Annotated in this window: 20 protein-coding genes; 11 read left to right on the top strand and 9 right to left on the bottom strand. The window is 69.8% G+C overall.

Annotation, left to right across the window (positions count from 1 at the left end; genetic code table 11):
• Nucleotides 1–27 precede the first annotated feature (27 nt).
• Nucleotides 28–234, top strand: a complete 207-nt coding sequence (locus OC490_RS34080; protein WP_200711686.1) for a hypothetical protein — start codon at nucleotides 28–30, stop codon at nucleotides 232–234.
• Nucleotides 235–299: 65 nt separating this feature from the next.
• On the top strand, nucleotides 300–818 hold the full coding sequence (locus tag OC490_RS34075) for a SixA phosphatase family protein (RefSeq protein ID WP_262061882.1): 519 nt from the start codon (nucleotides 300–302) through the stop codon (nucleotides 816–818).
• Between the two features lie 83 nt (nucleotides 819–901).
• Here OC490_RS34075 and serB read toward each other — a convergent pair whose 3' ends face one another.
• Both serB and OC490_RS34065 read right to left on the bottom strand, forming a co-directional pair.
• Nucleotides 902–2110 (bottom strand): phosphoserine phosphatase SerB, encoded by a 1209-nt coding sequence (gene serB / locus OC490_RS34070; RefSeq protein WP_262061881.1) that lies wholly within the window; start codon nucleotides 2108–2110, stop codon nucleotides 902–904.
• A gap of 303 nt (nucleotides 2111–2413) precedes the next feature.
• Nucleotides 2414–4477 (bottom strand): streptophobe family protein, encoded by a 2064-nt coding sequence (locus OC490_RS34065; protein WP_262061880.1) that lies wholly within the window; start codon nucleotides 4475–4477, stop codon nucleotides 2414–2416.
• A gap of 245 nt (nucleotides 4478–4722) precedes the next feature.
• Here OC490_RS34065 and OC490_RS34060 point away from each other — a divergent pair, with 245 nt between their 5' ends.
• The gene (locus OC490_RS34060) at nucleotides 4723–7230 is read left to right on the top strand and encodes an FHA domain-containing protein (protein WP_262061879.1); all 2508 of its coding nucleotides are present in this window, start codon (nucleotides 4723–4725) and stop codon (nucleotides 7228–7230) included.
• Nucleotides 7231–7332: 102 nt separating this feature from the next.
• Here the strand turns inward: OC490_RS34060 and OC490_RS34055 are convergent, their stop codons facing one another.
• The 3 genes from OC490_RS34055 to OC490_RS34045 form a co-directional block, all read right to left on the bottom strand.
• Nucleotides 7333–8094, bottom strand: a complete 762-nt coding sequence (locus OC490_RS34055) for a transglycosylase SLT domain-containing protein (RefSeq protein ID WP_262061878.1) — start codon at nucleotides 8092–8094, stop codon at nucleotides 7333–7335.
• Between the two features lie 298 nt (nucleotides 8095–8392).
• Entirely contained in the window at nucleotides 8393–9484 is a 1092-nt protein-coding gene (locus tag OC490_RS34050; protein ID WP_262061877.1) for an S-adenosylmethionine:tRNA ribosyltransferase-isomerase, read from the bottom strand.
• A complete protein-coding gene (locus tag OC490_RS34045) occupies nucleotides 9481–10176 on the bottom strand; it encodes an SDR family NAD(P)-dependent oxidoreductase (protein ID WP_262061876.1) in 696 nt (231 codons plus the stop codon). Before OC490_RS34045 ends, OC490_RS34050 begins: the two co-directional genes overlap by 4 nt.
• 183 nt (nucleotides 10177–10359) lie before the next feature.
• Here OC490_RS34045 and OC490_RS34040 point away from each other — a divergent pair, with 183 nt between their 5' ends.
• The 4 genes from OC490_RS34040 (at nucleotide 10360) to OC490_RS34025 (ending at nucleotide 12999) form a co-directional block, all read left to right on the top strand.
• Nucleotides 10360–11505, top strand: a complete 1146-nt coding sequence (locus OC490_RS34040) for a GAF domain-containing sensor histidine kinase (protein ID WP_262061875.1) — start codon at nucleotides 10360–10362, stop codon at nucleotides 11503–11505.
• Nucleotides 11498–12139 (top strand): response regulator, encoded by a 642-nt coding sequence (locus OC490_RS34035; RefSeq protein WP_019067391.1) that lies wholly within the window; start codon nucleotides 11498–11500, stop codon nucleotides 12137–12139. Before OC490_RS34040 ends, OC490_RS34035 begins: the two co-directional genes overlap by 8 nt.
• 166 nt (nucleotides 12140–12305) lie before the next feature.
• Nucleotides 12306–12545: a chaplin gene (locus OC490_RS34030; protein WP_262061874.1), complete on the top strand. Its 240-nt coding sequence runs from the start codon at nucleotides 12306–12308 to the stop codon at nucleotides 12543–12545.
• Nucleotides 12546–12759: 214 nt separating this feature from the next.
• Nucleotides 12760–12999 carry a chaplin family protein gene (locus OC490_RS34025; protein ID WP_019067389.1) on the top strand — a complete coding sequence of 80 codons (240 nt, stop codon included), beginning with the start codon at nucleotides 12760–12762 and terminating at the stop codon, nucleotides 12997–12999.
• 169 nt (nucleotides 13000–13168) lie between these two features.
• On the opposite strand, the gene OC490_RS34020 is transcribed toward OC490_RS34025, so the two are convergent.
• Nucleotides 13169–13957, bottom strand: coding sequence for a hypothetical protein (locus OC490_RS34020; RefSeq protein ID WP_262061873.1), 789 nt, complete (start codon nucleotides 13955–13957; stop codon nucleotides 13169–13171).
• 132 nt (nucleotides 13958–14089) lie between these two features.
• Here OC490_RS34020 and OC490_RS34015 point away from each other — a divergent pair, with 132 nt between their 5' ends.
• From OC490_RS34015 to OC490_RS34005, 3 genes are all read left to right on the top strand, one after another.
• Nucleotides 14090–14881, top strand: coding sequence for an ABC transporter ATP-binding protein (locus OC490_RS34015; protein WP_200711677.1), 792 nt, complete (start codon nucleotides 14090–14092; stop codon nucleotides 14879–14881).
• Between the two features lie 80 nt (nucleotides 14882–14961).
• Complete coding sequence (locus OC490_RS34010; protein WP_262061872.1) at nucleotides 14962–15396, top strand: NfeD family protein; 435 nt, start codon at nucleotides 14962–14964, stop codon at nucleotides 15394–15396.
• A gap of 130 nt (nucleotides 15397–15526) precedes the next feature.
• Entirely contained in the window at nucleotides 15527–16486 is a 960-nt protein-coding gene (locus tag OC490_RS34005) for an SPFH domain-containing protein (protein WP_262061871.1), read from the top strand.
• Nucleotides 16487–16553: 67 nt separating this feature from the next.
• On the opposite strand, the gene OC490_RS34000 is transcribed toward OC490_RS34005, so the two are convergent.
• The 3 genes from OC490_RS34000 to OC490_RS33990 all read right to left on the bottom strand — a co-directional run bounded on the left by OC490_RS34000 (nucleotide 16554) and on the right by OC490_RS33990 (nucleotide 18568).
• Complete coding sequence (locus tag OC490_RS34000) at nucleotides 16554–17060, bottom strand: HNH endonuclease (protein WP_019067385.1); 507 nt, start codon at nucleotides 17058–17060, stop codon at nucleotides 16554–16556.
• Nucleotides 17061–17205: 145 nt separating this feature from the next.
• Nucleotides 17206–17745 (bottom strand): YbhB/YbcL family Raf kinase inhibitor-like protein, encoded by a 540-nt coding sequence (locus OC490_RS33995; protein WP_262061870.1) that lies wholly within the window; start codon nucleotides 17743–17745, stop codon nucleotides 17206–17208.
• A gap of 40 nt (nucleotides 17746–17785) precedes the next feature.
• Nucleotides 17786–18568: a sporulation protein gene (locus OC490_RS33990; RefSeq protein ID WP_262061869.1), complete on the bottom strand. Its 783-nt coding sequence runs from the start codon at nucleotides 18566–18568 to the stop codon at nucleotides 17786–17788.
• Between the two features lie 137 nt (nucleotides 18569–18705).
• Between OC490_RS33990 and OC490_RS33985 the strand changes: the two genes are divergently transcribed.
• Complete coding sequence (locus OC490_RS33985) at nucleotides 18706–19347, top strand: DNA-3-methyladenine glycosylase (RefSeq protein ID WP_262061868.1); 642 nt, start codon at nucleotides 18706–18708, stop codon at nucleotides 19345–19347.
• Nucleotides 19348–19703 lie beyond the last annotated feature (356 nt).

Genomic DNA, 19703 nt, shown 5'->3' with positions numbered 1-19703 from the left:
ACCACTCGGAGACCAGCGGAGGCACACATGTCGGCCCCAACGCACACCCGGCCCCACCCGGCGACCACGGGCGGCGTCGACATCAGGCTGCCGTGGTGGGCCCTCGCCCTGCCGGCGCTCGCCTTCGTCGTGCTGCTCGTGATGATGCTCAACCCGACGGACGCGCAAGCGGCGGCCTCGGACCCGATGATCACCCACCTCTTCGAGCGCGCGCAGCAGCTCATAGCCCGCTGAGCACGGGCGAAGCCGCCCGTCAACTCCCTGCGCCCCGTGGCCTGTTTCATGCGAAGCTGGATCCCATGAGCGTCGCAGAACCCCGCAGGATTGTCCTCTTCCGGCATGCGAAGGCCGACTGGCCCGAGGTGACCGATCACGAGCGGCCGCTCGCTGAGCGGGGCCGCCTGGACGCGGCCACCGCCGGAAGCAGACTGGCCGACACCGGCATCCCCTTCGATCTGGCCCTCTGCTCCACCGCGACCCGCACCCGGGAGACCTGGAAGCTGGCCGTCCACGAACTCGCGCACCGGCCGAAAACCGTCTACGAGGAGAGGCTCTACGAGGCCTCGCCCGGCGAGCTGATCGCCGTACTGAACGAGACGCCCGACGACACGCGGAACCTGATCATCATCGGCCACAACCCGGGCGTCCAGGGCCTGACCGAGATCCTCTCCGGACCGGACACCGGCGAAGCCCGCGAGCGGCTGACCCGCCGCGGCTTCTCGACCTCCGCCTTCGCCGTCCTCACCTTCGACGGCTCCTGGAAGTCCCTGGAACCGGGCGCGGCCACACTGTCCGACTACTGGGCGCCGTCCGAGTAGACCCGTAGATCCGCAGACCCGCACGGCAAGGGGCCCGGCACCACGCGGTGCCGGGCCCCTGAAGGTCCTGAAGTATCCGGGGGTCAGTCCTCGTCGTGGGTATCCGCCGCCTCGACCTCTTCGCGGGTGACGCCCAGCAGATACAGCACGGTGTCGAGGAACGGCACGTTCACCGCCGTGTGCGCGGCCTGCCGTACGACCGGCTTCGCGTTGAAGGCGACACCGAGACCGGCCGCGTTGAGCATGTCCAGGTCGTTGGCGCCGTCGCCGATCGCCACGGTCTGCGCGAGCGGTACGCCCGCCTCGGCGGCGAACCGGCGCAGCAGCCGTGCCTTGCCCGCGCGGTCGACGATCTCGCCGGTGACCTTGCCGGTCAGCTTCCCGTCGACGATCTCCAGCGTGTTCGCCTGGGCGAAGTCGAGCCCGAGCCGGTCCTTGAGGTCGTCGGTGACCTGGGTGAACCCGCCCGACACGACGCCGACTTGATAGCCGAGCCGCTTGAGCGTACGGATCAGGGTGCGGGCGCCGGGCGTCAGCCGCACCTCGCTGCGCACCTTGTCGACGACCGAGGCGTCCAGCCCCGCGAGCAGCGCCACGCGCGCGTGCAGCGACTGCTCGAAGTCCAGTTCCCCGCGCATCGCGGCGGCGGTCACCTCGGCGACCTCGTCCTCGCAGCCGGCGTGCGCGGCGAAGAGTTCGATGACCTCGTCCTGGATGAGCGTGGAGTCGACGTCCATGACGACGAGCCGCTGGGCCCGCCGGTGCAGCCCCGCCGCCACGACGGCGACATCGACGCCGAGGGCCGCCGCGTGGGTGGCGAGGGCGGTGCGCAGGGGTTCGGTCTCCACCCCGGACACCGCGAACTCGACCGCTGTCACGGGGTACTTGGCGAGCCGGAAGATACGGTCGATGTTGCCGCCGGCCTTGGTGATGCGGGCGGCGATCGCGGCGGTGGACTCCGCGGTGAGCGGATGGCCGAGCACGGTCACCAGCGAACGCCCGAGTCCGCGCGGCCGGTTGTCGCCGAGGCCGGAGATGATCTCCGCCTGCATCTTCATCGACTCGGCCCAGCTGTGCACGGTGGCCCGCAGATCCCCTTCGAGCCCGGCGGGCGGCGGCGTCACGAGCGCGCACAGCACCATCCGGCCACGCGTGACGACCTGCTCGATGTCGACCACGTCGACGGAGTAGGCGGCGAGGGTGTCGAAGAGTCCGGCCGTGATGCCCGGCCTGTCCTTGCCGAAGATCTTGACGAGGAGAGTGGGGACGTCAGAGGTCTGCGAAGCGCTCATGATGTACCCACCGTATCCGGCACGGAGTGCCTTATGCCGCAGAGGTCCGCCCAGCGGACACGGAACAGTCGGTGTCGGATCGGTGGCGGGAATCTTACGGGGCGATCACGAAGGTGCCGGTGGGCGGTCACGAGCCGGTTCGGGGACGGTCAGGAGACGCGTCGAGGCGGTCGCGGTGGGGTGCGGTGCCGATCAGGAGTTGGCGGGGCGTCGGGCGTCGGACCGCAGGCGACCGGCACGGCGCCGGGCGCGGGAGATACGGCCGGACGGGTGGGGTGCGACGGCTCGGGTGACACCGAAGGATCACCGGCGCCCCTTGGGCCTCCCCGGAGGGAGCGGTGGCGGTGGCGGCGGAGGAGGAGGTTGCTGCCCGTCGTCCGAGTCGTCCCCCCCCGGCCAGTCCCGCGAAGGCGTCCCGGGCCGACGCCGGGGCGGCCGGGACGGCGGCTCGTAGGACTGGGCCATGGTCGGAGCGCCGTACAGGTCGGTGGGCGGCGAAGGGGTGCCGGGTGGCTGCGGGTCGACGTAGGGGCGAGTGGCGTCGTCTGCCGGAACGGCCCCGGACCGCCCCGCGCCTTCCGGCGCACCGGACGACCACGAGTCCCCGGCGGGCGGCCGACCGCCTCCCCGCGGTGACCGCGCACCCGGCGGCCAGGCACCCTCCTGAGGCCGGCCCGAGTCCGGTGGCCACCCTGCTTCAGGAGACCGGGCACCGGCGCCAGGTCCCGCACCGCCCGCCCCCGCACCGCCCGGCGGCCCGCCGGCCTCGGGTTGCCTCAGCTCATCGGGCAGTTGGAGATAGGGGTTGGTCGCGGGGTTGGGCGCGCGATACGGCGTACTCGGCACGTAGGGGCCGGTGCGTCCCGTGCTCCCCGCGGGCTGCGCGTGTTCCGGACGGCCTTCGTACCCCGGTGCCCCGGCATCCGGCCCCACCCCCGGAACCGGCGCCCCCGAGTCACCCAGTGCCAGCCGCGCGGCACGCCGTCCCGCCGCCCCCGTCGCATACGCGAGCAGCCCCCCTACGCCTCCCGCGCCCGCACCCCACACCGCGCCCAGCAGTAACGCCATGCCCAGGTGCCCGTGCAACTCGATCCCGGCGCCGAACGCGTCGAACCCCAGCACCGACAGCGAGGCGTCCACCGACACATCCGTGAGCCAGGCCAGCATCGGCAGCGTCAGCGCGGTCACGACCCCCAGTCGCACAGCGCACCGCCCGGCGAAACCGAGCGCCCCCGGACCACCACCGACGCCCTTCGCGCCCAGAGGTGTCCGCGCCGCGGTGAGCACCCCGGCCAGCAGCATCATCAGGGCCGCGGCGACCCCCAACAGCCATACACGGTTGTCCAGTTCGGCCAGTCGCCCCAGCGTCACCGGCTGGTCGGACTTCACGCTCAGGAGGTCGTCGAGGGGATGGGGGAGCAGCTTCGCCAGTTCGCCCGTCGCCCTGCCGTCCCAGGGGACGAAGAGGCCGATCGGGATGCCGAGCCAGACCCCGTTGGGCGCGCCGAGCAGCGCGGCGCCCGCGATCCGCTTGGGGTGATCGTCGCCGATCGCCGCGTACGCCGCCGCCGCGAGCCCCGCCGCCACCGCGACCAGCAGTACCGCGACGAGCGCGGACACGGCCGGCCGTACGACACGGTGGACGGCCTCCCAGCCTCGGGGGAGCGGTGTGCGGCGCGAGGCCAGCAGGGCGATGAGCAGGATGCCGGCCGACCAGGCCAGGCCGCCCAGCAGGGTCGGCGCCGTGTCGACGGTGAAGCCGACCGCGGCCTTCGCCTTGACCAGGTCGGAGATCTTGCCCGGCAGCAGCCCGCCGATGTCACCGATGTCGCCGATCCCGGGGATGTTCACCCCGCCGCCACTACCGCCGCCCGTGATCTTGTCGAGGCCCAGTTTGCTGCCGTCGATCGTGATGACGTCGTGCCCGGCCCAGGCCAGCCCGCCGAGCATCGCCACGAAGAGCGCGACCACCGAGCCCGCGCGCGCGAGGAGTTCGGCCGGTGCGATCACAACTCCGGCCGCCCGCAGGGACCGTAGGAAGAAATACGACAGCAGGAGCGCTCCCGCCAGGCTCACGCCCAGCGGGGTGATCGTGACGGCTGTGGTCGCCTGGGCGCCGGTCAGGCCGAACGCGGAGACGTCGCCGGTCGGCGTCACCGAACCGCCCGCGCCGAGCGCCACCACCGCCGCGGTCATCGGGCCGAGCGAGCCCGTCGCGTCGGCGCCCAGCAGGTGCAGGCCGAGCGCGGCCGTGCCCGCCATGCCGATCAACGCCCAGCTGACCGAGGCGATCGCGGACAGCAGGACGTCACCCCAGGGCACCCTCGTGTCGTAGTGCGCCGTCCTGACACTCGTCGCTGAGTTCATGGCAGACCCCCCGATCCGCGGCACGGCGTGGTGCGGACACCACGCATGTCCCCCTCGCGTGGATTACCACTCTCCGGGTCGGTTTCCACCCCGTCAACGGAACCGCCGAACGCGTAACAGCGTGCTCATCACAAGGCCCGACTTTCGGTCAGGGGGTGCAGCCTGAAATAGTTCCCGACGATGTTCGACATCCCTAGACTCCCTGTGATGGGGGTAACTCGGGGGACTACTCAGTGGGGCATGGAGTGCCGGAACTCGTACTGGAATTGAATGGACGGACCTGGACGCTCGACGCGTCCAGGACCTACACCCTCGGACGTGATCCGCAGGGGGACGTCGTGGTCGACGACGCCAGGGTCTCCTGGCGGCACGCCACGATCAGCTGGAGCGGCCGGAGTTGGGTCATCGACGACCACGGCAGCACCAACGGCACGTTCGTGCAGGGGCAGCGCATCCATCAGATGGAGATCGGCCCCGGCTCGTCCGTGCATCTGGGCAACGCGACCGACGGCCCGCAGCTGAGCCTGTCCGGCGCCGCCGCCTCCGTGGCGAGCCCGCAGGCCCAGCCGCAGCAACAGCCGTACGCGGCACAGGGCGCGGGCCCCGGCTGGGCCCAACAGGCGCCGCCGCAGCAGCAGACGCCGGAGCAGCAGCGTTTCCAGCCGCCCGCCGCCTCGCAGATTCCGCAGCAGCCGGGACCCGGTGTCGGCGCGGGGGCGCCGCCGGTCTACGGCGACCGCAGCCCGACCACGTTCCACCAGTTCTCGCTGGACCGTGTGATGCGCATCGGCCGTGCGCTGGAGAACGAGTTGGTGGTCTCCGACCTCCAAGTCTCGCGCTACCACGCCGAGTTCCACGCGACGCTGGACGGCCGCTTCGAGATCCGTGACCTGGGCTCGCACAACGGCACGTACGTCAACGGTCAGCCGATCACCAAGGGCGGCTCGGCGCTGCTCGGCCCGAACGACATCGTCGGCGTCGGCCACTCCACGTTCCGCCTGGTCGGGGACCGGCTCGAAGAGTTCGTCGACACCGGTGAAGTCTCCTTCTCCGCCCGGCACTTGACGGTGACGGTCGACGGCGGCAAGCAGATCCTCAAGGACGTCTCCTTCGGCGTACCGGAGAAGTCGCTGATCGCGGTCATCGGCCCGTCGGGCTCCGGCAAGTCGACCCTGCTCAAGGCGCTCACCGGCTACCGGCCCGCCAACCAGGGCGACGTCCTCTACGACAACCGCAACCTGTACAAGCAGTTCGCCGAGCTGCGCCAGCGCATCGGTCTGGTCCCGCAGGACGACATCCTGCACAAGGAACTGACCGTCAAGAAGGCCCTCAAGTACGCGGCCAAGCTGCGCTTTCCCGCCGACACCACCGGCGACGAGCGCGAGACCCGCATCGACGAGGTGCTGCGCGAGCTGAAGCTCGACATCCACAAGGAGAAGAAGATCACTTCTCTCTCCGGTGGCCAGCGCAAGCGGGTCTCGGTGGCCCTGGAACTCCTCACCAAGCCCTCGCTGATCTTCCTGGACGAGCCCACCTCGGGCCTCGACCCGGGCATGGACCGCGATGTCATGCAGCTGCTGCGCGGCCTCGCCGACGACGGCCGCACGGTCCTCGTCGTCACCCACTCCGTGGCCGAACTGGCGATCTGCGACAAGCTGTTGGTGATGGCTCCGGGCGGTGCCGTCGCCTACTTCGGCCCGCCCGAGGAGGCGCTGAACTTCTTCGGCTACGACACCTGGGCCGATGTCTTCTCCGCCTTCGAGAACTACCGCGACTACGACTGGGCGGGCCGCTGGAAGGGCTCGCAGCACTACCAGATGTACGCCGCCGACATCGACGCGATTGCTCCGCAGTCCGTACAGATGCCGCCGATGCAGGCCATGAAACCGCCGAAGCCACAGGGCTGGATGTCGCAGTTCGTCACGCTGGTGCGCCGCTACGTCACGGTGATCGCCTCCGACAAGGGCTTCCTGGCCCTGATGGTGATCCTGCCGGGCGTGCTCGGCGCGGTGAGCCTGCTCATCGACTCGGGCAACAGCCTGCTGCCCAACCCGCCCAGGGCGAACGGCCAGATCATCCCCAACGGCACGGCCACCACGGTCCTGCTGATCCTCGCGGTCGGCGCCTGCTTCGCCGGCGCGGCCAACTCGGTCCGTGAGCTGATCAAGGAACGGGTCATCTACGAACGGGAGCGCGCGACGGGGCTGTCCCGTTCCGCGTACCTGATGTCCAAGGTGTTCGTGCTCGGCGTGATCACCGCGCTCCAGGGCCTGATGGTCGGTGTCATCGGCTTCTCCAGCCGGGAGATCCCGAAGCAGGGCCTGGTCCTCGGCAGCCAGACCATGTTCGAGCTGTGCATCCCGATCATGGGCCTCGGCTTCACCGCGATGATGTTCGGCCTGATCATCTCCTCGCTGGTGAAGACCGCCGAGAAGACCATGCCGCTGCTGGTGATGTTCGCGATCATCCAGGTCGTGTTCACCGGCTGCCTGTTCACGCTGAACGGCGCGATCGGCGTCAACCAGTTCTCGTACCTGATGCCCTCGCGCTGGGCGGTCGGTGCCGCGGGCGCCACGCTGGACTTCAACAAGATCAGCCCGCCCAAGCCGGGCGACAGCACGGACCCGCTGTGGGAGCACACCGTCGGCGCCTGGGGCATGGACATGGCCGCCCTGATCGCCCTCGGCATCATCTGCGGCATCTTCGTGGCCCGCTTCCTGCGCCGGCACGAGCCGGAGGTCATGCGCAAGTAGCCGGTTCCGTACGACGCCGAAGGGCGGCGCCCCTCACACGGGTGCCGCCCTTCGGCGTCGATACCGAGACCCAGAGGTCCGCCGGAGGCCTCGGTACGCGTCTCAGTACGCGCTGTTGACGTTGTCGATCGAGCCGTACCGCGCGGCGGCGTAGTTGGCCGCGGCGGTGATGTTGGCGACCGGGTCGTAGATGTTCGTCGAGGTACCGGAGACGTGGTACGCGTTGAACGTCGGCTGGATGACCTGGAGCAGACCGATCGACGGTGTGCCGTTGACCGCGTTGACGTCCCAGCCGTTGACGGCGCTCGGGTTGCCCGAGGACTCCCGCATGATGTTCTTGTACAGGCCGTTGTACGAGCCCGGGATGCCCTTCTGCTTCATGATCGCCAGGGCGTGGTTGATCCAGCCGTTGAGGTTGTTGGCGTAGGTCGTCGCGGCGACGGGCTGGAGCTTGACGCGCTCGGCGGAGCGGCTCGCGGCCTTCTTGGCCTTGCGCGCGGCCTCCGCCTTCTTCTTGGCGGCGGCTTCGGCGGCCTTCTTCTTCGCGACGGCGTCCGCCTTGGCCTTCGCCGCCTTCGCCTTCGCGTCGGCCTTCGCCTGGATCGCCTCGGTCTTCACACTGGCACCGGCGAGCTGGTCGGTGACGCTGGCCTTGACGCCCTTGATGGGCTCCGAGCTGTACGCCACCTTCGCCGTGGACGCGGCGTCGCTGGTGGTCGTCCCCGCCTCGCTGGGCACCGCGGAGAAGGCGAGGGCGGCGGCGCCGAGCGTGGCGACACCGGCGAGCGCGATCTTGTGCTGCTTCGTCAGCTTGTTCAGCTTGGTCAGGCGACTATGACCAGGAGTGTTCGTGTTCTTGGGCATGGCGGATGGACCTCTTCGAATTGCGCGGAGGTCGCTCTTCGTCCGGCGGGGACGCGGGTGCTTCCGGCACAAACGCCGCGGACGGGATCCGCGGCGCTGAGCGACGGCTGCAATTCTTAGCGGTCGCAAAAACCTGTGGCAAAGGTGTGACGTACGATCCCCGGTAGTGGACCAGGGAAGGGCAAAACGGGACAGACGGGACCGTCTGTCCCGCTCAAGCGGGTCGGGTTTATCTCCTATGTGTCCTAGTACGTGATCTGCGCCCTATGTGCGGGCTCACATCGGCGAGGCGGCAACCTCACTCGCAGTTGCTTGCGCAACGCACTCTGTGAGGATCCTCCTCCGGGAGGATGAGGTGCACGTCCCCGAACTCGTGCCACAGGTAGAGCCCGCGCAGCGCCTCCTCATAACTGCGGTCGACAGCGGCCCGCCCGGCGACCGCCTCCAGCATCAGGAGATGCGAGGCCTCCGGCTCGTGCAGCCCCGTCAGCAGCCCGTCCACCACCCGCACCCCCCGCTCCGGCGTGACGACGAGATCCGTCCACCCGGCACGCGCGCGTACGACCCCGTCGTCCCCGGCGGCGGACTCCACCGCCCGCACCGCGGTGGTCCCCACCGCGATCACCCGCCCGTCCCCGGCCCCGACCGCGTTGATCAACCGGGCCGACGCCTCCGACACCGCGAACCGCTCCGGATACGGCGGCTCGTGCACCTCGGCCGACGCCACTCCCGTGTGCAGGGTGATCGGCGCGAACTGCACCCCCCGACTCACCAGCTCCGCCACCATCCGCGCGGTGAAGGGCCGCGCGGCACTCGGCATCTCCGCACTGCCCGTGCCGTCCCCGTCCTCGGACGGCAACGAGAACACGGTCTGATAGACGGCCAAGGGCTGATCCCGCTCCGTGTACGAGTAACGGATGGGCCGCCCGTGCTCACGCAACAGCTCCGGCACCCCCGAACCGGACACCCGGGCCCACCACAAGCGCTCACCCCGCGCGCTCAGCGGCTCCTCCAGGGCCAGCCGCGCGTCCCCGGGCAGCCGCACCTCCGTCCCCGCCGGGCCGCCCGCACGCGCGCGTGAGGTGCCCTTCCCGTCCGGCTCCCGCAGCTCGACCGCCCACCGCCCGTCATCGCCCCGCGTCGAGAAATGCACCACCACGCGCGCGTGCCCGATCCACCCGTCCACCGCGGCGGCCAACGTCGGCGACGTGTTCACGACCAGCAGATCCCCGGCCCGCAGCAGCCGCGGCAACTCCCCGAACCCGTGATGCGACACCTCGGTACCTCGCGACACGAGCAGTCGTACGGCATCCCGGTCGAGCCCGGGCCCGCGCTGCTCGGCCGGCACGCGCGCGGACAGCTCCTCGGGTACGCGCACGGCCACCGTCATCGCTCCTCCAGCAGGGCCGGGGCTCCATAGCGACCGCTCGCCGGCCGCTCGTCCAGCAGCCGCAGGAAGGCCGGCACCACCGCGACCGGCTCAGGCCGCGGATCGTCGTCGTCCGGTACGGCCGCCGCGTACAGGTCCGTGCCCATGTCCCCGGGGTCCACCGCCCACACCCGCAGCCCGGGCTCCTCCGCGCCGAGCACCGCCACGAGCTGGTCGAGGGCCGCCTTGGACGCCCCGTAGCCGCCCCACGTCTCGTAGGCCTCGGCAGCCGCGTCCGAACTGACCGCGATCACCGCACCGGCCCGCGAGGCCCGCAGCAGCGGCAGCGCCTCCTGGACCAGGCCCAGGGCGGCCACCACGTTCACCTCCAGCGCCCGCCGCAACCCGTCCAGGGGCAGCTCCTCAAGCCGTACGAGCGGCTCGGCACCCAGCGCGCTCGCGTTGCTCACGACCAGGTCGACGCCGCCCAGTTTCCCCGCCGCGGCCACCAGCTCGGCGCGGTGTACGGGATCCGTGACATCCCCCGGGACAGCCTCCACGCGCGCGCCGTACGCGCCGACAGCCCCCGCGGTCTCCCTCAGCACCCCCTCGGTCCTCGCGTCGAGCACCAGGTCCCAGCCCCGTGCGGCCAGCGCCTCTGCGAGCGCCCGCCCCAGCCCCTTCGACGCCCCCGTGATGATCGCCACCGACATGACACACGTCCCCTCGTCACTACGCCGCCATCGGCGTGCCCCCAACGTAGGAACGGGACCGCCCCCACCGCGTCGGACGCGGGCCGCAGTCCACCGGGGCCCTTCGCCCTAGGCCTTCCGGACCAGACGACGGCCGCCACCGGCCCGATCCGCGTTGTCACACCCCGCCGGTACCGTGAGGACATGAGTCAAGGTCCACGGTCCGGCCTCGCGGCGGTGAGTTCCGCACTGCTGGCCATGAGCAGGCACCTGGAGGTGCGCGACGTCCTCAAGACGATCGTCGCCTCGGCCCGCGAGCTGCTCGACGCCGAGTACGCCGCCCTCGGCGTCCCCGACGACCACGGCGGCTTCGCCCAGTTCGTGGTCGACGGCGTCAGCGACGCCCAGTGGAAGGCCATCGGCCCGCTCCCGCGCCAGCACGGCATCCTCGCCGCGATGCTGCACGAGGCCAAGGCCGAACGGCTCGCGGACGTGCGCAAGGACCCGCGCTTCGAGGGCTGGCCCTCGGCCCACCCCGACATGTCCGACTTCCTGGGCCTGCCCATCCGCGACGACGACGAGGTCATCGGCGCCCTGTTCCTCGCCAACAAGAACTGCCCGAAGCCGGAGGGTGGTTGCGGCTTCACGGAGGAGGACGAGGAGCTGCTCTCGATCCTCGCCCAGCACGCCGCCATCGCCCTCACCAACGCCCGCCTCTACGAGCGCAGCCGCGAACTGACCATCGCCGAGGAGCGCTCCCGGCTGGCCCACGAACTGCACGACGCGGTCGCCCAGAAGCTGTTCTCCCTGCGCCTCACCGCACAGGCCGCCGCCACCCTCGTCGACCGCGACCCCTCCCGCGCCAAGGGCGAACTCCAGCAGGTGGCCGCGCTCGCCGCCGAGGCAGCCGACGAACTCCGCGCCGCCGTCGTCGAGTTGCGCCCCGCCGCCCTCGACGAGGACGGACTGAGCGCCACCCTGCGCACCCAGATCCAGGTCCTCGACCGCGCCCACACCGCACGCGTGACCTTCACCGGCCGCGGCTTCCGCGCTCTGCCCGCGGCCCAGGAGGAGGCCATGCTCCGCGTCGCCCAGGAGGCCCTGCACAACGCGCTGCGGCACTCCGGCGCGGACCACGTCGCCGTGACCCTGGAGCGACACGGCTGCGGAGCGGTCCTACGGATCACCGACGACGGTACCGGCTTCGAACCCCAGTCGATCCGCCGCGCGGGACGCCACCTGGGCCTGGTCTCCATGCGGGACCGGACGAACGGCGTCGGCGGCACGCTCACCGTGGAATCGGCGCCCGGCAAGGGCACCACGATCGAGATGGAGGTCCCCGGTGGCTGACGCAATCAAGGTGCTGATCGTCGACGACCACCAGGTCGTCCGGCGGGGCCTGCGCACCTTCCTGGAGGTGCAGGACGACATCGAGGTCGTCGGCGAGGCGGCCGACGGCGCCGAAGGAGTCGCCCGCACCGAGGAGTTGAAGCCCGACGTCGTCCTCATGGACGTCAAGATGCCGGGCATGGACGGCATCGACGCGCTGCGCAGACTCCGCGAACTCGACCACCCCGCGCGCGTGCTGATCGTCACCAGCTTCACCGAACAGCGCACGGTGATCCCGGCCCTGCGCGCGGGCGCCGCCGGCTACGTCTACAAGGACGTGGACCCGGACGCCCTGGCCGGCGCCATCCGCTCGGTCCACGCCGGCCACATCCTGCTCCAACCCGAGGTCGCCGGCGTCCTGTTGTCCCAGGAGGAGTCCAACTCGGGCCAGGGGAGAGGCGGTTCGCTCACGGAGCGGGAGCGCGAGGTGCTCGGCCTGATCGCGGACGGCCGCTCCAACCGCGAGATAGCCCGCGCCCTGGTGCTCTCCGAGAAGACGGTCAAGACGCATGTCTCGAACATCCTCATGAAGCTCGACCTGGCGGACCGCACCCAGGCCGCCCTGTTCGCCGTACGCCACGGCCTGACCAGGTGAGCGGCACCGCAGCAATGGCCGGACGGCAACACGGAACGTCCCGTTCCGGACCGAGATTCATACCGTCGTGGGAATGTCCCCCGGATGGCGCATCCTTCATGGATCTCCACCGTTCTCCAATGCGTGCCGCGGCGCCTGCCGCGGTGATCGCTAGGAGGGCTCAGAAGTGAAGAACCTGAAGAAGGCAGCGGCCGTGACGATGGTGGCCGGCGGGCTGGTCGCCGCCGGTGCCGGGCTGGCCTCCGCCGACGGCCTGGCGAACGGCCAGGCCATCGGCTCGCCCGGCGTCGGCTCGGGCAACGTCGTCCAGGTCCCGGTCCACGTCCCGGTGAACGCCGTCGGCAACAGCGTCAACGTCATCGGCGTCCTGAACCCCGCCTTCGGCAACCTGGGCGTCAACCACTGACGCACGTCGCTCCGCGACAGTGACCTCCGGCCTCCCAGGGCTCGCCCTGGGAGGCCGGTCTGCTCGTCACCTGGTCATCCGGTCGGCTTGTCGCGCCAATGATCCGAACGGGCAGTCAAACGCGCATTCCCGTGCCGTTTCCGGTACTCCCCGCGTTGATCAGCGCACGACCCGCGGCCGGGTCGGTCACGCAATCGCAGGAGGAACGCTTCCCATGAACATCGCCAAGAAGGCCGCCGTGGCCCTCACCGTCGCCGGAATCGCCGCTGGCGCCTCCGCCGGTGCCGCTGTCGCCGACGCGGGTGCCGACGGCGCGGCCGTGAAGTCGCCGGGCGTCGGCTCCGGCAACGTCGTCCAGGTCCCGGTCCACGTCCCCGTCAACGTCGTCGGTGACAGCGTCAACGTCATCGGCCTGCTGAACCCCACGTTCGGCAACAAGGGCATCAACGGCTGACACCCACAGCAGTAAGGAAAGGCCCCGAGAGTCAACGACGACTCCCGGGGCCTTTTTGTCTTTCAGCCCGTCCGGCGTTTGAGGACGAGGCCCCTTCAGGGCCGACGGGGGGCTGGGGGCGGAGCCCCCAGAACGCCCACACCAACACAGGGCACCCGGCGAACACCTCTCACCGCACCCCCTTCTCCCGCTCCTCCACAACGGAGTTGTACGCCGCGACCTGCGCCCGCCGAGCCGTCCGCTCCACCGGCCGCAACGCCTCCGCCCGCACCGCCATCTCGGACGCGCTCACCGCACCCCCGTGCCCGCTCTCCGCAGCCAGGGACACCAACAGCCCCACCCGCTGCGCCAGCTCCAACACCCGCACCGCGCGCGGCGGATACCCCGGCGCCAACACCTCCCGTCCCCGCTCCGCCCGCGCGCGATATGCGTCGAGCGCCGCCTCCGCGACCGGCCCCGACCCGGCCACGTCCAGCCGCGACAACACCGCCGTCGCATCCCGCAGCGCCTCCGCGAGCTCCCGCTCGGCCTCCCCGAGCGAGGGCACGTCGGCGGGCGGCGCCTCCCGGACCGGCAGGCAGTGCCAGACGACCTCGACATGTACGTCACCGGGGGGACCGGCCTCGTACACCTCGGGAACGAGGCCGAGCGCGGCGCCGTAGCAGATCACCGCCTCCTCGGCCTCCAGGGCCCGCGCGTTGAACGCGGGCGGGCCGCTCAGCCCCAGCAGATGTCCCGAGGTGGGCAGTGCCACCCGCAGCCCGGTGACGCCGAGGGTGCGCAGCCGTCCCAGCGCGAGTGTGAGTCCGACGGGCGCCGACTCGCCCGGCAGCCCTTCCACCCGGTGCACGGCGTCCTCGCCCACGATGGCGAGTACGGCGTCGTCCGGTGAGACAAGCCCGGCCAAAAGGGCGTTTCCCCAGGCGGCGAGGCGCCCTGAACGTGGTTCCGAAAGCATGCCCCCCACCCTAAGGACCGGACCGATGGGATGGACCGCCCGGCCGGTGGCGTAGATTTCTTCGAGGGCTGCGCCTACCGGCGCACGCGACAGCCGAGACAGGCCGACGATGCAATGGGAGACAGCGCGCTCATGAGCGATGTTCTGGAGCTGGAGGACGTAACCGTGGTCCGGGAGGGCCGGGCTCTGGTGGACCAGGTCTCCTGGTCGGTCAAGGAGGGCGAGCGCTGGGTCATCCTCGGCCCGAACGGCGCCGGCAAGACCACGCTCCTGAACGTCGCGTCCAGCTACCTGTTCCCCAGCAGCGGCACCGCCACCATCCTCGGCGAGACCCTCGGCAAGGTCGACGTCTTCGAACTGCGCCCCCGCATCGGCGTCGCCGGCATCGCCATGGCCGAGAAGCTCCCCAAGCGCCAGACCGTCCTGCAGACCGTGCTGACCGCCGCCTACGGCATGACCGCCGGGTGGCACGAGGACTACGAGGACGTCGACGAGCAGCGCGCCCGCGCCTTCCTCGACCGCCTCGGCATGAGCGACTACCTGGACCGCAGGTTCGGCACCCTCTCCGAGGGCGAGCGCAAGCGCACCCTCATCGCCCGCGCCCTGATGACCGACCCCGAACTGCTGCTTCTCGACGAGCCCGCCGCCGGCCTCGACCTCGGCGGACGCGAGGACCTCGTACGCCGCCTCGGCCGCCTCGCCCGCGACCCGATCGCCCCCTCCATGATCATGGTCACGCACCATGTCGAGGAGATCGCCCCCGGCTTCACCCACGTCCTGATGATCCGTCAGGGCAAGGTCCTCGCCGCGGGTCCGCTGGAGCTCGAACTCACCGCGCGCAACCTCTCCCTCTGCTTCGGCCTCCCGCTGATCGTCGAGCAGGTCGGCGACCGCTGGACCGCACACGGTCTCCCCATGTCCTGACCGAACTCCCCTGAAAAATACGGGTGGTACGGGCATATGCGCCCTGTCCGCGACCCGACCCGCAGCCCTACCATGACCATGTGAACGACATCGGCGCATGGGTGTGGTGGCTCGTCGGCGCGGCAGCACTCGGGATTCCGCTCGTGGTGACCGCGATGCCGGAGTTCGGCATGCTCGCCGTGGGTGCCGGTGCCGCCGCTGCCACCGCCGGGCTCGGCGCGGACGTCGTCCTCCAGGTCCTCGTCTTCGCCGTCGTCTCGGTCGCCCTCATCGCTGTCGTACGGCCGATCGCTGCCCGCCACCGTTCGACCCGGCCCCAACTCGCCACGGGCGTGGACGCGTTGAAGGGCAAACAAGCCGTCGTCCTGGAGCGCGTCGACGGCTCCGGCAGCGGCCGGATCAAGCTGGCCGGCGAGGTCTGGTCGGCCCGCGCACTCGACACCGACCGCGCCTATGAACCGGGCCAGGAGGTGGACGTCGTGGAGATCGAGGGAGCCACCGCGATCGTCATCTGACCTCGCAGGACTCAACTGAACCGAACAGCACACGAGTTGCGTGACGGTCTGACAGACTCGACCAGCAAGATCTTCAACAACCATAAGATCTTCCGAAAGTGCCGAGGCGGAGAAGGGTACGGGGAGCACGATGGAACCGGTCATCATCGTCTTGATCATCCTGGTGGTGTTGGTCTTCATCGCTTTGATCAAGACGATCCAGGTCATCCCGCAGGCAAGTGCCGCGATCGTGGAGCGGTTCGGCCGCTACACACGGACACTCAACGCGGGACTCAACATCGTCGTCCCGTTCATAGACACGATCCGCAACCGCATCGACCTGCGCGAACAGGTCGTACCGTTCCCGCCGCAGCCGGTGATCACCCAGGACAACCTGGTCGTCAACATCGACACGGTCATCTACTACCAGGTGACGGACGCGCGGGCCGCGACCTACGAAGTGGCCAGCTACATCCAGGCAATTGAGCAGCTCACGGTCACCACGCTCCGCAACATCATCGGCGGCATGGACCTCGAGCGGACCCTGACCTCCCGCGAGGAGATCAACGCGGCCCTGCGCGGAGTCCTCGACGAGGCGACGGGCAAGTGGGGCATCCGCGTAAACCGCGTCGAACTCAAGGCGATTGAGCCCCCCACCTCCATCCAGGACTCGATGGAGAAGCAGATGCGCGCCGACCGGGACAAGCGCGCCGCGATCCTCACCGCGGAGGGCACCCGCCAGGCCGCGATCCTCACCGCCGAAGGTGAGAAGCAGTCCCAGATCCTGCGCGCCGAAGGCGAGGCCAAGGCCGCGGCCCTGCGTGCCGAAGGTGAAGCCCAGGCCGTCCGCACGGTGTTCGAGGCCATCCACGCAGGCGACGCCGACCAGAAGCTCCTTTCCTACCAGTACCTCCAGATGCTCCCGAAGATCGCCGCAGGTGACGCCAACAAGCTCTGGATCGTCCCCAGCGAAATCGGCGACGCCCTCAAGGGCCTCTCCGGCGCGATGGGCAACGTCGGCCCGTTCGGCGGCGGTTCGGGCAACGACGGAGGCAACTCCGGCAACTCGGGCGGCAATTCGGAACGCCGAGAGAAGCCGTCCATCGACTGACAGGCATGTTCTACGACACTGGGGCCCACCTCCCGCAGGAGGTGGGCCCCAGTTCCGTTCACGTGCCCTACGCCGCCGGCTGCACCAGCCACTGCGGCAAGGCGTCGAAGTCCTCGGTCCCCAGCGCCAGCAGCATCGCATCGGCAGGCGTCGGCTCGAACGGCCGCCGCAGCAGCGGCATCCCCGCCTGCTCCGGAGTCCGGGCCGCCTTGCGGTGGTTGTCCTCCGCGCACGAGGCCACCGTGTTCAGCCAGGAGTCCTGACCGCCCTGCGCCCTGGGCACCACGTGGTCGACCGTCGTCGCCCGCCTGCCGCAGTACGCGCACCGGTGCCGGTCCCGGACCAGCACACCGCGCCTCGACCACGGAGCTTGTCTTCGGAACGGCACCCTGACGTACCTGCACAGCCGGATCACCCGGGGGGCCGGTATGTCGACCTCGGCTCCGCGCATGCGCAGTTCGGGGTGGGCCTGCTCGACGACAGCTTTGTCCTGCAGCACCAGAACGACGGCTCGATTCAACGACACCGTCGACAGCGGCTCGAAGCTCGCGTTCAGCACCAGCGTGTCCCGCATCCAGCCCACCTCCCATGTGCAACCGGCCCACCGGGTGGCGGGCTTGGATCAACTCTGGCCGGGCACGCCGAGATGGACAACGCAATAAAAAATGCCCGCCCCTGATCAATTCCAAGACCAGAGGCGGGCAAACGTTCAATGAACGTCAGTCTTGCGTGGGCGCTTCGTACTCACCGATCAGCTGGGCACGTGCGAGCGCGTGAAACCGCAGGTTGAAACCGACGACCGCAGGAGACACGTCCGAGTCCGGACCCAGCTTCTCCGTGTCCACGGCGTACACCGTGAACACATAACGGTGCGACCCGTCCCCGGGCGGTGGGGCGGCCCCGCCGAAGTCCTTCGACCCGTAGTCGTTCCGCACCTGTACGGCGCCCTCCGGCAGTCCCTCGAACTTGCCGCTGCCCGCACCCGCCGGCAACTCGGTCACCGAGGCCGGGATGTCGAACGCCGTCCAGTGCCAGAACCCGCTCCCCGTAGGGGCGTCCGGGTCGTAGCAGGTCACGGCGAAACTCTTGGTCTCGGGCGGGAAGCCCTCCCACCGCAGCTGCGGCGAGGTGTTGCCGGCCGCGTAGACCTGAGCGTCCTTGAGCGTCGCCCCGGGCTCGACGTCCTCACTCGTCACCGTGAACGACGGCACAGGCGGATGGAAGTCATGGGGGAGGGGTCGCCGCTTGAGCTCGGTCACCTCGGTACCTCCTGATCGGTTTCTTCAGTGGACACCGAGCCTAGAACCAGTTGCGCTTGCTGCCGACCTCGGACAGCCACTGATTGAGGTACGCCGCCCAGTCCGTCCCGTGGAAGTCGTGCTGGCCCACCTGGAAGGACCGGAAGGTGTCACTGCCCTCGCTGAACAGTCCCGGCTTCTTGTCCATCTCCAGGATGACGTCCATCGCGTTCTCATCGGCGACGAAGCTCAGCTCGACCTGGTTCAGCCCCCGGTACTGCGACGGCGGGAAGAACTCGATCTCCTGGTAGAACGGCAGCTTCTGCCGTGTCCCCCGGATGTGACCGCGCTCCATGTCCGCGTTCTTGAAGCGGAAGCCCAGCTGGATGAAGGCGTCCAGAATCGCCTTCTGCGCAGGCAACGGGTGCACGTTGACCGGGTCCAGGTCACTGGAGTCCACGGCCCGTGCGATCGCCAGCTCGGTGCTCACCCCGATGTGCATACCGCGCAGCGACTGCCCGTCGATCATCGTGACCGGCGTCTCCCAGGGGATCTCCAGCCCGAACGGCACGTTGTGCGCGGTCCCCGCCTGCAGCTCGAAGGCACCGCCCAGCCGCACCTTCGTGAACTCGATGTCCTGCTTGTACTCCTGGTCGCCGCTCTCGATCTCGACCTTGGCCTGCAGCCCGACCGAGAGCCCCTGGATCTCCTGGTTCACGGACCCGCCCTGGATCCGCACCTCGCCCTGGACGACACCACCAGGAACGACGTTGACCTCGGTCAGCACCGTCTCCACCGAAGCCCCGCCGGCCCCCAGGCTCGCGAGCAGCTTCTTGAACGCCATGACTCTCCCTTTACGAATGGACCCTTGATCCCTACAAACGCGATCCGGCCGCGACCGGTTCCGCGCCACACCCTGGCAAGCGGACCGAACCTTGACCACCCCTTGGCACAAGTGCGCCTGGACTACGCTCGGACGCCATGATCGCGCCCCCGGACCGTAAGCCACTCCCCAGAGAGTTCTTCGACCGCCCTGTACTGGAGGTCGCCCCCGACCTACTGGGCCGCATCCTCGTCCGTGCGACCCCTGACGGTCCGACAGTCCTGCGCATCACAGAGGTCGAGGCCTACGACGGCGGAAACGACCCCGCCTCCCACGCCTATCGCGGCCCGACCGCGCGCAACGGCGTGATGTTCGGCCCACCCGGGTATGTGTACGTCTACTTCACCTACGGCATGTGGCACTGCATGAACCTCGTGTGCGGTCCCGAGGGCACGGCGAGGGGGGTCCTGCTCCGCGCCGGCGAGATCGTCGAGGGCGCCGAGCTGGCGCGCAAACGTCGACTCTCGGCCCGAAATGACAAAGAACTGGCCAAAGGCCCCGCTCGCCTGGCCACTGCCCTGGACGTCGACCGCTCCCTGGACGGCACGGACGCGTGCAGCACGGGCGACACACCCCTGAGGATGCTGGCCGGTACACCCGTGCCCTCCCATCAGGTAAGCAACGGTCCCCGTACCGGAGTGTCCGGCGAGGGAGCGGTCCACCCGTGGCGGTTCTGGATCACCAACGACCCTACGGTGAGTCCTTATCGGGCCCATACGCCAAGGCGTCGGTCAAGTTGACGCGCCGTGGCGGGATGCGTAACGTAGCCCGAGCCGCTTGACCCGGGTACGGCATTCGCCTGCAGCCGGAAGCGGCCAACCCACTACCTACGACTCCCTCTCAGCAGGGGCGCATTCAGCATGCCCGCATGCCTGAATTCGAACCTGCGGAACTCGATTATGAGCTGGCGAGGGGATCGGCTAACGTAGTGAATGTCGAAAGGCCGACAGGCGAAAGCCCAAAGCGTTTGACAATCCCAACCGACAGGGAATCGGGACCGGAAACGGTCTGATAGAGTCGGAAACGCAAGACCGAAGGGAAAAGCCCGGAGGAAAGCCCGAGAGGGTGAGTACAAAGGAAGCGTCCGTTCCTTGAG

The organism is Streptomyces sp. STR69 (assembly GCF_024519455.1).
Lineage (GTDB): Bacteria > Actinomycetota > Actinomycetes > Streptomycetales > Streptomycetaceae > Streptomyces.
This window is presented reverse-complemented; position numbering and strand designations above follow the sequence as displayed.